Annotated in this window: 15 protein-coding genes; 5 read left to right on the forward strand and 10 right to left on the reverse strand. The window is 68.7% G+C overall.

Translation table 11 applies throughout. The features are described from left to right. Window positions 1-47: 47 nt before the first annotated feature. The 7 genes from AC07YZ_RS15360 to ftsY form a co-directional block, all read right to left on the reverse strand. Window positions 48-914: a hypothetical protein gene (locus AC07YZ_RS15360; RefSeq protein ID WP_494795368.1), complete on the reverse strand. Its 867-nt coding sequence runs from the start codon at window positions 912-914 to the stop codon at window positions 48-50. A gap of 16 nt (window positions 915-930) precedes the next feature. Further along, window positions 931-2,502, reverse strand: coding sequence for an extracellular solute-binding protein (locus AC07YZ_RS15365; protein ID WP_494795369.1), 1,572 nt, complete (start codon window positions 2,500-2,502; stop codon window positions 931-933). Between the two features lie 32 nt (window positions 2,503-2,534). Continuing rightward, on the reverse strand, window positions 2,535-3,032 hold the full coding sequence (locus AC07YZ_RS15370; RefSeq protein ID WP_226494175.1) for a hypothetical protein: 498 nt from the start codon (window positions 3,030-3,032) through the stop codon (window positions 2,535-2,537). Between the two features lie 4 nt (window positions 3,033-3,036). Beyond that, entirely contained in the window at window positions 3,037-3,717 is a 681-nt protein-coding gene (locus tag AC07YZ_RS15375; RefSeq protein WP_226494174.1) for a methyl-accepting chemotaxis protein, read from the reverse strand. Window positions 3,718-3,869: 152 nt separating this feature from the next. Next, window positions 3,870-4,475, reverse strand: coding sequence for a CDP-alcohol phosphatidyltransferase family protein (locus AC07YZ_RS15380; RefSeq protein WP_494795370.1), 606 nt, complete (start codon window positions 4,473-4,475; stop codon window positions 3,870-3,872). 203 nt (window positions 4,476-4,678) lie between these two features. Beyond that, window positions 4,679-4,978: a hypothetical protein gene (locus tag AC07YZ_RS15385; RefSeq protein WP_494795371.1), complete on the reverse strand. Its 300-nt coding sequence runs from the start codon at window positions 4,976-4,978 to the stop codon at window positions 4,679-4,681. An 86-nt stretch (window positions 4,979-5,064) separates the two neighbouring features. Then, window positions 5,065-6,108, reverse strand: a complete 1,044-nt coding sequence (ftsY, locus tag AC07YZ_RS15390) for a signal recognition particle-docking protein FtsY (RefSeq protein ID WP_226494171.1) — start codon at window positions 6,106-6,108, stop codon at window positions 5,065-5,067. A 29-nt stretch (window positions 6,109-6,137) separates the two neighbouring features. Here ftsY and AC07YZ_RS15395 point away from each other — a divergent pair, with 29 nt between their 5' ends. From AC07YZ_RS15395 to AC07YZ_RS15415, 5 genes are read left to right on the forward strand one after another with little or no spacing between them, the layout of a single operon-like run. Further along, a complete protein-coding gene (locus AC07YZ_RS15395) occupies window positions 6,138-7,619 on the forward strand; it encodes a M16 family metallopeptidase (protein WP_494795372.1) in 1,482 nt (493 codons plus the stop codon). A 20-nt stretch (window positions 7,620-7,639) separates the two neighbouring features. After that, window positions 7,640-8,989, forward strand: a complete 1,350-nt coding sequence (locus AC07YZ_RS15400; protein ID WP_494795373.1) for a M16 family metallopeptidase — start codon at window positions 7,640-7,642, stop codon at window positions 8,987-8,989. 53 nt (window positions 8,990-9,042) lie between these two features. Then, the gene (gene rsmD / locus AC07YZ_RS15405; RefSeq protein WP_226494169.1) at window positions 9,043-9,657 is read left to right on the forward strand and encodes a 16S rRNA (guanine(966)-N(2))-methyltransferase RsmD; all 615 of its coding nucleotides are present in this window, start codon (window positions 9,043-9,045) and stop codon (window positions 9,655-9,657) included. Between the two features lie 33 nt (window positions 9,658-9,690). Then, window positions 9,691-10,209, forward strand: coding sequence for a pantetheine-phosphate adenylyltransferase (gene coaD, locus AC07YZ_RS15410; RefSeq protein ID WP_226494168.1), 519 nt, complete (start codon window positions 9,691-9,693; stop codon window positions 10,207-10,209). A 22-nt stretch (window positions 10,210-10,231) separates the two neighbouring features. Continuing rightward, window positions 10,232-10,525 (forward strand): YfhL family 4Fe-4S dicluster ferredoxin, encoded by a 294-nt coding sequence (locus AC07YZ_RS15415; protein ID WP_068173604.1) that lies wholly within the window; start codon window positions 10,232-10,234, stop codon window positions 10,523-10,525. On the opposite strand, the gene pth is transcribed toward AC07YZ_RS15415, so the two are convergent. From pth to AC07YZ_RS15430, 3 genes are all read right to left on the reverse strand, one after another. Next, entirely contained in the window at window positions 10,480-11,145 is a 666-nt protein-coding gene (pth, locus tag AC07YZ_RS15420; protein WP_494795374.1) for an aminoacyl-tRNA hydrolase, read from the reverse strand. The two genes, AC07YZ_RS15415 and pth, sit on opposite strands and share 46 nt — an antisense overlap. Window positions 11,146-11,240: 95 nt before the next feature. Then, the gene (locus AC07YZ_RS15425; protein WP_226494166.1) at window positions 11,241-11,864 is read right to left on the reverse strand and encodes a 50S ribosomal protein L25/general stress protein Ctc; all 624 of its coding nucleotides are present in this window, start codon (window positions 11,862-11,864) and stop codon (window positions 11,241-11,243) included. A 102-nt stretch (window positions 11,865-11,966) separates the two neighbouring features. Further along, window positions 11,967-12,941, reverse strand: a complete 975-nt coding sequence (locus AC07YZ_RS15430; protein ID WP_226494165.1) for a ribose-phosphate pyrophosphokinase — start codon at window positions 12,939-12,941, stop codon at window positions 11,967-11,969. Between the last annotated feature and the right edge of the window lie 34 nt (window positions 12,942-12,975).

Here is a 12,975-nt window from a genome sequence, read left to right on the forward strand (position 1 = left end):
GGGTTCTCCTGGTTGAATGCGTTGGGGGTTTTGGGGCCTGTGGGGCCTTAGGTTTTGAGGCGTTGCGCCGCCTGCCGCGCCGCGGGGTTCGCCGCGGTGGATGCCGCGCGGGCGGCCTGGGGTTTGTCCACATCGAACAGGTCGGCCGGGCCGAATTCGGCCGCCACCTCTTCGGCGATGCGCAGGCGCGAGAGCGATTCTTCGAGCTTGCCGCCCATGTCGGTGGCGTAGGGCGAGGTGATCACCAACTGGTACACCTCTTCCATCTTGTCGGGCATGGCGATCAGAGCGGCCTCCAGCGCGCTGCGGCGCACCGCGAGGCGGCGCGAGCGGTTCATGACCTCGTTGTATTCGCCCAGGGTGGCGCGCAACTGCCGCGCCTCTTCGTCCGACAGGGCGGGGTTTTTCAGCTGCGCCTCGACGCCGGCGATGCGTTTGACCACCTGGTCTTCGCTGGCGCGGTCCTTGCGCTGGCGCAGCGAGGCGTTGACCGTGCACAGGCCGAGGTAGTCCACCGTGAGGGCGTCGAGCTTTTCCACGTCCTGCCGGGTGAGCGAGGTGCGCCGGTCGCTGGCGGTCTGGTAGAGCGCCTGCACGCGTTCCCACATGTGCTGGTAGGTGGACAGGGCGCTGGTTTCACCGCGGTCGCGCAGCTCGGCGATCAGCTGCTGGCGCCGCTGGGTCAGCGCCTGGTGCTGCTGCTCCCGGTCTACCCAGGCGCGGAACACGGGCAGGCTCGGGATGGTCAGGGCGGCGAGGATCTCGGTCCCCAGCGCCACCGTGCCCACCAGGGCCAGACCGGCCCAGCCCATGGGAATGGACGCAAAAATGGCCACCACACCGGCCGCCAGCAGGGCGACCCGGTTGTGCGGGTGCTTCAGGAAAGCGCCCAGGTAGGAAGGTTGTGGGCTCAATGGCGAGGGGTCCGTGTCACTTGGCGAATCGGGCCCAGACGCGCGCGATCTCCTGCTGGTCCCGCTCGGTGAGGATGGGGATGGGCGAGGAGCGGCTGAGCGCGGTGGTGCTGGGCACCACGGCCGGGTTGGACTTGACGCTGTCGCTCATGAACTCGCCGGCCTTGAGGTTGGCGTTGGCGTAGCCCACGGTGTTGGAGATCTTCGCGATCACCTGCGGCCGCATCAGGTAGTCGATGAACAGGTGGGCGGCGCGTTTGTTCTTGGCGTTCGCGGGCACGGCCATGGCGTCGATGGCGAGCAGGCCGCCGTCGGCCGGCACGCGGTATTCCACCGCGTTGCGCGACTTGCCCTGCGCCTGCACGGCGTCGCCCGAGAAGCCGATGGCCACGCAGATCTTGCCGGTGGCCAGGGCGTCGATGAACTGGTCGGTGGGGATCACCTTGACGGTGCCCGCCAGGCGCTGCAGCACTTTGTCGGCCGCGGCGATGGAGTTCTTGCTGTCCCACTTGCCCTGCCCGCCGGCCATGGCGGCCAGGGGCACCACGTCGGAGGCCGAGTCGACCACGCCGACGCCGCAGGACTGGAAGCGGCGCGCGATGGCGGGGTCGAACACCGAGCCCAGCGCGTCCATGGCGTAGCCGGGGTAGGCCTTGGACGTGAGCTTGGGGTTCCAGGCGATGCCCACCGTGTACCACATGTAGGGCAGGCTGTAGGCGCCGTCCTTGTCCCAGGCGCGCAGGGTCGCGTCCACCCGTGGGTCGATGTTGTTCAGGTTCTTCAGGCTGGCCTTGTCGAGCTTGCCCAGCAGGCCTTGGCTGGCCATGCCAGGCACCGCGTTGGCGGTGGGGAACACCACGTCGTAGGGCAGACCGCCCGCGCTCAGCTTGGCCTGCAGGTCGTCGTTGCCGGCAAAGATGTCGTAGACCACGCGGATGTTGTATTCCTTCTCGAAGTCCTGCAGCACGCTGGGTTCGATGTAGTCGGGCCAGTTGAGCACCCGCACCGTTTCCTTGGCGCTGGCGCCCGCGCCGTTGACGGCGCGGCGCAGGTTCATCAGCACGGTGGAGGTGATCAGGCCGTCCACGCTCACGGCCTGGGACTCCTGGAAGGCTTCGGTGGCGACCTGGGTCTGCGGGCCGAAGGTGCCGTCCAGCGGGCCGGCGTTGAAGCCGAGTTTGCCGAGCAGGATCTGCGCTTCACGCAGGCCCTGGGCGTCCACGAGCTTTTCCTTGCCCTTGTAGTTGCCGGCGGACCAGTTCTGGCTTTGCCAGATGTGGCGGCGGATGGCGTTGAGCAGCGCGTCGTTGACTTCGCTGGTGGGCGCCAGGCCGGCGCGGGCGGCAAAGCTGCGGATGGCTTCCTGCGTGGCGGGCGTGAGCGTGCCGGTGGGGGCCTCGCGCAGCAGGCCCATGCGGGCCAGCAGGCGCTGCGCGGACTCCACCTTCGGATTGCGCGCGCCGGCCGCGGCGTTGGGCGCGGCCTTGGGCTCGGCCGTGCCGAACACGAAGCCCTGGGCCTGCGCGGCACCGGCGATCCAGACGCTGCCCACCAGGGTCGCGGTCAGGGCAAGGGTGTGAAATTTCATGGGAAACCTTTTCAACAGGAGACACCGGGCCTTCACTGGCCCGCGGCGAAACAGATGGTATTGCGCGACTGGGCCAACTGGAACAGGCGCGCGGCGGCGTCCTGGTTCGCGGGAATGCCGCCCTGGCCTTTCAGGGTCATCTCGCCCAGGTGGCAGGCCGCCCCGCCGTTGCCACCCTGCACCGCCTGCTCCAGATGGCCGCGCGCCTGGGCAAACTCGCCGCGCTCCATCAACTGGCGTCCGCGCTCGGCGTGTTCGGCCGGCGACAGGGCGCCGTCGGCGGTGGCGGCCGCGCTGCTGGCCTCGTTCGGCGGCGGGGCCGGGACGGGGGGCTCGGCGGCGACGGCGGGCGGCGAATAGGGGTCTTGCGCGGGTGGGGTGGCCACGGTGGCGGGCGTTGTCGCTTCCGGGGTGGTCTGTGGGGCGGAGCCGAAGCGTTCCTTCAGCGCCAGATGCCACACGGCCGACGCCATGGCGCCGACCACGGCCAGGCCGATCAGTCCTTTGGAGAGGGGGGTCAAGCTGGCCATGGTGTCATTCTTGGGTGGGGGCGGCGGGGGCGCCGAATTGGGTGGACAGGCCCTGGAACTGCCGACTGAGCTGGGACAGGCTGGCCAGCTCGGCGGCGGTGCGGTCCTGCGCCGCTTTGAGCTGGGCTTCCTGGGTGGCCAGCTCCTGGGCGGCCCGGGTGGTTTCGCGGGTCGCCAGCGCGTCGAGCTCGGACATCTGCTGGCGGATGTCGCCCACCACTTTTTCGCGGCGCGCCGCCACCGCTTCCATGCGGGCCCGCGTGTCGCGTTCCAGCGCCTGCAGATTCAGCTGCAGCAGTTCGGCGTGCATCGCCAGGGCCTGGACCTTGGCGGCGGCGTCGGCGAGCGGGTCTTCGATCGTCCAGGATTCGTCGGCGGCGTCCATCGCCTTGATGGCCATGCGCCGCGTGGCCTCGTCCATGGCGCTGAGCCCGTCCAGCAGCCGGAGCAGCCGCTCCGCGGGGTAGAGAGCCGGTGCCACGCCCGCCTGGGCGTAGACGGCATCGAGGTCGAGCGGGGCCGCTGCGGCGCTGGGCGGGGCCGCCGGTTCGGCGGCTTCCTGCGCGGGCGCCGCGTTGGCCTGGCTGGGGACCGCCTCGGCCAGCGGTTCCATGGGCGGCGGCTCCACGGGCGTGTCCATCTTGACCAGCCCGGCCTTTTCCAGGAAGCCCAGCATTCCCTTCATGTCTTGTTCTCCAGCATGGTGTTGATACACGGTACTCCCGCACCGGATGACCTGTGGCCGGACCGATCGCTGTCCAGGGCGAACGGAACGGGGAAGCACCCTCGCGGGAGTTTAATGCCAAGCGTGGCGCGGGCCAGCGCCAACACACCCCTTCAACGGAACCGCTGCCACCCCCAGCCGATGCGCAGCGCGATCGTGATGCCGCACAGCGCGGCGAAGCCGTAGGCGATGGGCGCGAACCACTGCGGCCACAGGCACATGGCGGCAAAAGCGGTGATGGTTTCGGTGGCTTCGGTCAGGCCACCCAGAAAGTAGAAGCTCTTCTCCGGAAACGCCAGCGACTGCAGCCGGCGCTTTTCGGCCACGGCGGCAAAAGCCAGGAAGCTGCTGCCGGTGCCGATGAACGCGGCGAGCAGCACGGCGGCGGGCAGGGCATTGGCCACCGGGTCGGCGAGGGCGAAGGCCAGCGGAATGGCGGCGTAGAACAGGAAGTCGAGCGTGATGTCCAGAAAGCCGCCGCGGTCGGTCGGGTGGGTGGCGCGGGCGACCGCGCCGTCCAGACCGTCCATCAGGCGCGAGAGCAGCAGCAGCGCCAGGCCCGGCAGGAACTCCTCGAAAGCAATGGCGGCGGCCGCCGCCATGCCGATGGCGAAGCCGGCGAGGGTGAGGGCGTCGGCGCCCACGCCCAGCCGCACCAGGGCACGCGCGGCCCGCGTCATGGCCGGGCGCAGGGCGCGCTGGACGGCTTTATCCAGCATGGGCCGGCTCCACCCACCGCGACGGATAGGCCCGGTCGGCCGCGTCGCGGGTCTTCATCTGCTCCGGCGTCACGCCCAGTAAGGCCCACCGCGCGGCGGCCGGGCCGGCGGCGCACCTCAACGGGTGGTTGCGGCGATGCGGGCGAAGAGGGGCGGTGGGCAAGGGCGGCTCCGGTGGCGGGCGTGTGGGCGGGGAGCTTAATTCATGCACGCGCCGCCTGGGTGGGGACGTTGGGGTCGGCGGCCGTGAGGCGGTGCACGCCGGTGACCAGGCCGTCCGTCACGGCGGTGGTCAACCCGGTGGAGACATCGAAGGCTTCGCCAGTGGCGGCGCAGGCACAGGCCGCGTCGGGTGCCTGCGGCAGATCGCCGCCGTCCAGCAGGCGCCGCTGGGTCTGCCAGCCGCTGAGGTTGGCACGCAGCTCGTGCACCTTGTCGCGGCAGACCGCGCAGCCGGTCTGTCCGCGCTTCGAAAGGCAACTGCTCACCACGCGCAACGCCATGCAGCCGTGGCGCCATTACGCGGCCGACGAGGCCAGCGGGCCCCACGAAGGCGAGGCCGGCCAGGGGTGACGGCGCTCCCAGCCGTTCAGGCCAGCAGCGCTTGCGCGAATTCGCGGGCGTCGAAGGTTTCCAGGTCTTCGAGCTTTTCGCCCACGCCGATGAAATAGATCGGCACCGGCTTTTCCCGCGCGATGGCGCAGATCACGCCCCCCTTGGCCGTGCCGTCGAGCTTGGTGATGATCAGGCCGGTGAGCTGCAGCGCGTCGTCAAACGCCTTCACCTGCGTGAGCGCGTTCTGGCCGGTGTTGCCGTCGATGACGAGCAGCACCTCGTGCGGCGCCGTGGCATCGGCCTTCTGCACCACGCGCTTGATCTTGCGCAGCTCTTCCATCAGGTGCAGCTGCGTGGGCAGGCGCCCGGCGGTGTCCACCAACACCACGTCGCGACCGCGCGCTTTGCCGGCGGTGACGGCATCGAAGCTCACGGCGGCGGGGTCGCCGCCCTGCTGGGTAATGATCTCCACGGTGTTGCGGTCGGCCCAGATGGCGAGCTGCTCGCGCGCGGCGGCGCGGAAGGTGTCGGCCGCGGCCAGCAGCACGGTGGCGCCTTCGTTGGCCAGGTGCCGTGTGAGCTTGCCGATGGAGGTGGTCTTGCCCGCGCCGTTGACACCCGCGACCATGATCACCGTGGGTTTGTGCTCACCAATCACCAGCGGCTTCTGCAGCGGCGCCAGCAGATCGGCGATGGCGTCGGCCAGCAGGCCCTTGACGGCGGCCGGGTCGGTGGTCTTGCTGTCCTTGACGCGTTTTTTCAGATCGGCCAACAGGTGCTCGGTGGCCTTGACGCCGGTGTCGGCCATCAGCAGCGCGGTTTCCAGCTCTTCGTAGAGCGCGTCGTCGATCTGCGTGCCGGTGAACACCGTGGCGATGCTGGAGCCGGTCTTGCGCAGCCCGGCCTTGAGCTTGTCGAGCCAGCCTTGGCGTGGCGCTGCTTCGCGCGCCGCCGGGACGGGTGTGGCGATCTGAGCCGCGGGCGCGGCGGCGGGGGGCATCGCTGGCGCGGCCGCACGGTCCGGCGCTGCCGGTGGCGAGGGTGGGGTGGGGGCTTTTTTGCGGAAGAACGAGAACATTTTTCAATCTCTAGAATCCATTGCATTCTATGAAACGCACCCCGCCCTTGTTTGACACCGTCCGCGGTGCGCTTTTCCCGGCCCTGATCGGCGCGCTGATGGCCGGGCCGTCACTGGCCCAGACGCCCGCCGAAGAGCCGCCATCGCCGGCCACCGCCACACCGGCCGCGCCCACCCAGGCGCAGACCTTCACGCTGTCCAATGGCATGACCCTGATCGTGCGACCCGACCGCCGCGCCCCCACCGTGGCCCACATGCTGTGGGTGCGCGTGGGCGCCATGGACGAGGTGGATGGCACCTCGGGCGTGGCGCATGCGCTCGAACACCTGATGTTCAAGGGCACGCCCGACCTGCAGGCCGGGGAGTTCTCGCGCCGCGTGGCCGCCTTGGGCGGGCGCGAAAACGCGTTCACCAGCCGCGATGCGACGGCCTACCACCAGCAAGTGCCCGCGAGCCAGCTGGAGGCCGTGATGCGGCTGGAGGCCGACCGCTTCGCGCACGCACGCTGGAGCGACGAGGAGTTCCAGCGCGAGATCGAAGTCATCAAGGAAGAGCGTCGCCAGCGCATTGAGGAAGCGCCGCGTGCGCGCATGTTCGAAGCCCTCAGCGCCATGGTTTTTCAGGCCAGCCCCTACCGGCGGCCCATCATCGGCTGGATGAGCGACATCGAGGCCATGACGCCGCAGGACGCGCGCGACTTCTACCAGCGCTGGTACAGCCCGGCCAACGCGGCGGTGGTGATCGCGGGCGACGTGGACGTGGCCCAGGTGCGGGCACTGGCCGAAACCCTCTACGGCAGCCTGCCCACGAGCGCCGTGCCACCGCGCAAACCACGCGAGGAGCCGCCCCAGGTCGGGCCGCGCCGGCTCGAATACCGCGCCGCCACCGAGCAGGCCATGGTGGTGCAGGCCTGGAAGGCGCCACGCTGGACCGGGGGCGACGACGCGGCCAACCAGGACGCGCTGGCGCTGACCGTGCTGGCCGCCGTGCTCGACGGCTACAGCGGCGCCCGGCTGGAACGCGCCCTGGTGCAGGGCCTGGGCACCGGCGGCCGGCGCATCGCCGACAGCGCCGGCGCCTCCTACGGTCTGATGGGCCGCGGGCCGCAGCTGTTCACACTCAGCGCCGTGCCCGCCAAGGGCGTGTCCGCCGAACGGGCCGCCGCCGCGCTCCGGGACGAGGTGACGCGCATCGCGCGCGAGGGCGTCACCCAGGCCGAGCTGCAGCGCGTCAAGACGCAATGGACCGCGGGCGAAATCTACAAGCTCGACTCGGTGTTCAACCAGGCACAGGAGCTGGGCAGCTACTGGATCAACGGCATGGACGTGAACGCCAGCGCACGCCTCATGAACCAGTTGCGCGGCGTCACGGCGCAGCAGGTGCGCTCGGTCGCCCAGCGCTATTTTCACGACGAACAACTCACCACCGCCGTGCTGGTGCCCGACCCGGGCCGTCGCGAGCCCGCGGCGCCCAGGCCGGCCGGTCCGCGCCCGGCGCTGACGCGCCATTGAGCCGCCACCGGAAACCACCGATGCCCCATTTGCGCTCCCCCCTCATCCGCCCGGGCCTGATCGCCACCGGCCTGCTGGTGCTCAACGCGCTGCTGCCAGCGCACGCGGCCATCCCCATCGAACACTGGACGCACGCCAGCGGCGCGCGGGTCTATCTGGTGCCCAGCCCGTCCATTCCCATGCTGGACGTGCAGCTCAATTTCGACGGTGGCAGCCGCCGCGACCCCGTCGGGCTGGCCGGTCTGGCCAGTGCCACGGCCGGGATGTTGTCCGCAGGAGTGCTGGCCCACGCCGGCCAGCCCGCGCTCGACGAGAACCAGCTCAGCGAAGCCTGGGTCGATCTCGGGGCGCAGTTCGGTGCCCAGGCCGGCGGTGACCGCTTCAGCGTGTCGCTGCGCAGCCTGACCGAGCCCGATCTGCTGGAGCGCGCCGTGGCCCTGGCCGCGCGCCAGCTCGCCGCGCCGGCCTGGACCCCCAGCGTGTGGCGGCGCGACCGCGAGCGCTCGCTTGCCGCCCTGCGCGAGGCCGAGACCCGGCCCGGCACCCATGCGGGTCGTGCGTTTTCGCGCGCGGTGTATGGGAGTCACCCCTACGGACAGGAGGCAAAGGCCGAGACCCTGAACGCCATCGAGGTGGCCGACATGCGCCGTTTCTACCGCCGCCATGTGGTGGCCTGCCGCGCCCAGGTGAGTCTGGTGGGGGCCATCGACCGCGCGCGCGCCGACCGCATCGTGGGCCAGTTCATGGCCGCGGTGGCGCCGCACGGCTGCGAGGCGCTGCCGACGGTGGCCGAGGTGGCGCCGCTGACCGCCGCGGTCGAGCAGCGCCTGCCGTTCGACGCCGCGCAGGCGCAGGTCTTGATCGGCCAGCCCGGCGTGGCGCGCAACGACCCCGACTTCTTCCCGCTGTTCGTGGGCAATTACATCCTGGGGGGCGGCGGCTTCGTCTCGCGCCTGACCACCGAAGTGCGCGAAAAGCGCGGCCTGAGCTACAGCGTCTACAGCTATTTCGCGCCCGGCCTGCACGCCGGGGCGTTCCAGCTGGGCCTGACCACCCGCCCGGACCAGGCCGATCAGGCCATCGGCGTGGCGCGCGAGGTGGTGCGCGCCTTCGTGGAGCAAGGCCCGACCGAGGCCGAACTGCAGGCCGCCAAGGATTACCTCGTCAACGGCTTCGCCCTGCGCATCGACAACAACCGCAAGCTGCTCGACAACGTGTCCAACATCGCCTGGCACGGCCTGCCGCTGGACTACCTGGACACCTGGACCGAACAGGTGCAGCGGGTCGGCGTGGCCGACATCCGCCGCGCCTTCGCCCGCGTGCTGCAGCCCGACCGCATGGTGACGGTGACGGTGGGCGCCAAACCTTGAGTGCCTGGGTCCGATGCAGGGCGGGGCAGCCCGGCAGCCTTTAAGCTAGTGGCATGAAAAAGCAACCCGGATCCACCCGTCGTCCGACGGTGAACGCACCCCAGGAAGTCCGCATCATCGGCGGTCAGTGGAAGCGCAGCAAACTGCCCGTGAGCGACCGGCCCGGCCTGCGTCCCACCCCCGCCCGGGTGCGTGAAACCCTGTTCAACTGGCTGGGGCAGGACCTCTCCGGGCTGCGTTGTCTGGACGCCTTCGCCGGCACCGGCGCGCTGGGACTGGAAGCGGCATCGCGCGGCGCGCTCGAGGTGGTGCTGGTCGAGCAGGACCCGGGCCTGGTCCACCAGCTCAACGCCACCAGGACCCGCCTGAAGGCCGATGCGGTGCGGGTGGAGCGTGGTGACGGTGTGGCCGCGCTGCGCCAGCGCAGCGGCCAGGGGCTGGATGTGGTGTTTCTGGACCCCCCCTTCGGGGACGACGGCAACGAGCCGCTGTACCTCGCTGCCTTGCAGGCGGCGCGCCAGACGCTGCGCGACGATGGCCTGATCTACCTCGAAGCCCCCCGCGCCTGGAGCGACGACGAACTGGCCAGGCTGGGGCTGCAGCTGCATCGCCAGGGCAAGGCCGGCGCGGTCGCCTTTCACCTGTTGCGGCTATTGCCGGCGCAGTGATGCCGCCCGGGGCGCTCGCGCATAATCCCGGCCATGAACGTTTCCCTTTCCACGCCCGCGAGCGCACCCCGCATCGCGGTCTACAGCGGCACTTTCGATCCGCTGACGCTGGGCCACGAAGACGTGACGCGCCGTGCTGCGCAGCTGTTTGACGAAGTGATCGTTGCGGTTGCCATGGCGCACCACAAAAAAACCCGTTTCAGCCTGCGCGAGCGGCTGGACATGGCCAGCGAGGCGGCGTCGCGCATGCCCGGGCGGGTGCGGGTGCTGCCGTTCGACGGGTTGATGATGGACTTCTGCCGCCAACAGGGAGCCTGCGCCGTGGTGCGTGGCGTCCGCAACCTGACGGACTTCGACTACGAAGCGCAGATGGCGGCCATGAACCGCAAGCTCAACCCCGCCGTGGAAACCGTGTTCCTGCTGCCCCAGGCCGAGCTGCAGTGCATTTCCAGCACCCTGGTGCGCGAGATTTCCTATCTGGGTGGCGACGTGTCGCAGATGGTGAGTGGGCCGGTGGCGCAGCGTCTGAAGCCGCAGCCATTGCAGGCATGAACCTCCATACCGGAGACCAGCCATGGCTTTGATGATCACCGACGAGTGCATCAACTGCGATGTCTGCGAGCCGGAGTGCCCGAACGAGGCCATTTATCTTGGCCCGGAGATCTACGAGATCGATCCGTCCCGGTGCACCGAGTGCGTGGGCCATTTCGACGAGCCGCAGTGTGTGCAGGTCTGTCCGGTGAGCTGTATCCCGGTGAATCCGCAGCACGTGGAAAGCCGCGAGACGCTGTGGCAGAAATACCAGCGCCTGCAGAAGGCGGGTCAGCCCTTGTCGGCGGCCGGCAACCCGCCCGCTTCGGGCACCTGAGCCTTGGGTGCGTCGGCCGCCGGCGGACGCGGCGGCTTGGGGCGTGGCGGTTTGCTGGTGTGGATCAGCGCCGTGGCCTTGTCCATGTCGCCGGCGATCAATTGGGGCAGGGCCTTGAGGCTGCGGTCCAGCGCCTGGACAATCGCGATGCGGTCGTCCGGCGACGGCTTCTTCAACACCCAGTTCGCCACCTCGTTCTTGTTGCCCGGGTGGCCGATGCCCACGCGCAGGCGCCAGTAGTCGGCGCTCCCGAGCTGGGCATGGATGTCGCGCAGCCCGTTGTGGCCCGCGTGACCACCCCCTTTTTTGAGCTTGACCTCGCCCGGCGGCAGGTCGAGTTCGTCGTGCACCACCAGCACTTCTTCAGGCGCGATCTTGAAAAAGCGCGCCAGTGAACTCACGGACTTGCCCGAGAGGTTCATGAAGGTCTGGGGTTCCACCAGCCAGACGCTCTGACCCGCCACGCTGGCGCGCGCCACCAGGCCAAAATGCCCACGCTCCATCTGCAGCGGGACCTTGAGCAGCCGCGCCGCTTCGTCCACCCACCAGAAACCGGCGTTGTGGCGCGTGTGTTCGTATTCGGGGCCGGGATTGCCCAGCCCGGCAATGAGTCGGATCATGCGCAGGATTATCGGCAGTTTGGTGAAAGCACGGAAAGCGAAACGGCCCGCCAGAGCGGGCCGTTTCAGGCAGAAAAGAAAGGTCCTGTGGGGACTTATTTCTTCTTCTTACCCTTCTTGTCGTCGGCGGCGGCGACCACGGGAGCGGCCACCACTTCTTCGACGGGTTCAACCATGGTGGCCAAGGTCAGGTCTTTGCGGCCGTGCATCACGAGCTTCACGCCCTTGCCCAGCTTGATGTCGCCGGTGTGCACGGTAGCGCCCTTGGTGCATTCGCCCAGATCAACGGTGATGTGCTCCGGCAGTTGCGTGGCCAGGCATTCGATTTCGATCTCGGTCAGCACGTGGTTGACCACGCACTTGTCGGTCTTGACCGCGGGGCTGTTCTCTTCGTTGATGAAGTGCAGCGGCACCTTCTTGCGCAGGCGGGTCTTGTCGTCCACGCGCTGGAAGTCCACGTGCAGCACCTGGGGCTTGTAGGGGTGGTACTGCACATCGCGCAGCAGCACTTTTTGCACCTGGCCACCGAGTTCCATGTCGAGAATGGAGGCGTGGAACGCTTCCTTCTTCAAGGCATGCCACAGGGCGTTGTGATCGAGTTCGATCGTGGCGGCGGGGGCTTCACCGCCAAAAACGATACCGGGCGCGCGACCGGTGTTGCGCAGACGGCGGCTCGCACCCGTACCCTGCTTGGCGCGCTCAAAAGCGACAAATTGCATAACGTTCTCCAATGGAGGGGTTCCGCGACCAGAACGCCTCTGTTTCAAAAAGAGCCACCCCCACCATGGAGGTCGCCCACTTTTTGTTGCCTTCAGTGCCTCTTAGAAGAGGTTGTCCTGATCGGCAAACAAACTCATGACCGACTCACCCGAGGCGATGCGCGCGATGGTTTCGGCCATCAGCGGCGCCACGGAGAGCTGGCGGATCTTGGAGCAGGCCTGGGCGGCCTGCGACAGCGGAATGGTGTTGGTCACCACCACCTCGTCCAGGGCGGTACCCTTGGCGATGCGCTCGATGGCCGGGCCCGAGAAGATCGGGTGGGTGCAGTACGAATAGACGTGCTTGGCGCCGCGCTCCTTGAGCACTTCGGCGGCTTTGACCAGCGTGCCGGCGGTATCGATCATGTCGTCCATGATCACGCAGTTGCGCCCGTCGATGTCACCGATCACGTGCATGACTTCCGACACGTTGGCCTTGGGCCGGCGCTTGTCGATGATGGCCATGTCGCAGTTGAGCTGCTTGGCCAGGGCGCGTGCACGCACCACGCCGCCCACGTCGGGCGAAACCACCAGCAGGTCGGAATAATTCTTCTGACGCAGATCGCCCAGCAGCACCGGCGAGGCGTAGATGTTGTCCACCGGGATATCGAAAAAGCCCTGGATCTGGTCGGCGTGCAGGTCCATGGTCAGCACGCGGTTCACGCCCACGGCCTGCAGCATGTTGGCCACCACCTTGGCACTGATGGGCACGCGGCTCGAACGCGGACGGCGGTCCTGGCGGGCATAGCCGAAGTAGGGAATGACGGCCGAAATGCTCACGGCCGACGCGCGCTTGAGCGCGTCAACCATGATGATGAGTTCCATCAGGTTTTCGTTGGTCGGGGCACAGGTGGACTGGATCACGAACACGTGGCGGGCGCGCACGTTCTGGGTGATTTCCACCGTGACTTCACCGTCCGAGAAGCGGCCCACGTTGGCCGCGCCGAGCTGCGTGCCCAGATGCTGGGCGATCTCGGACGCCAATACCGGATTGGCGTTGCCGGTGAAAATCATGAAATCCGGGGGTTGAACTTGCATGGTGTTCCCAGCTGGATCGGCGGTCATCGGGGTC

The organism is Hydrogenophaga sp. GW101-3F08, assembly GCF_059424585.1.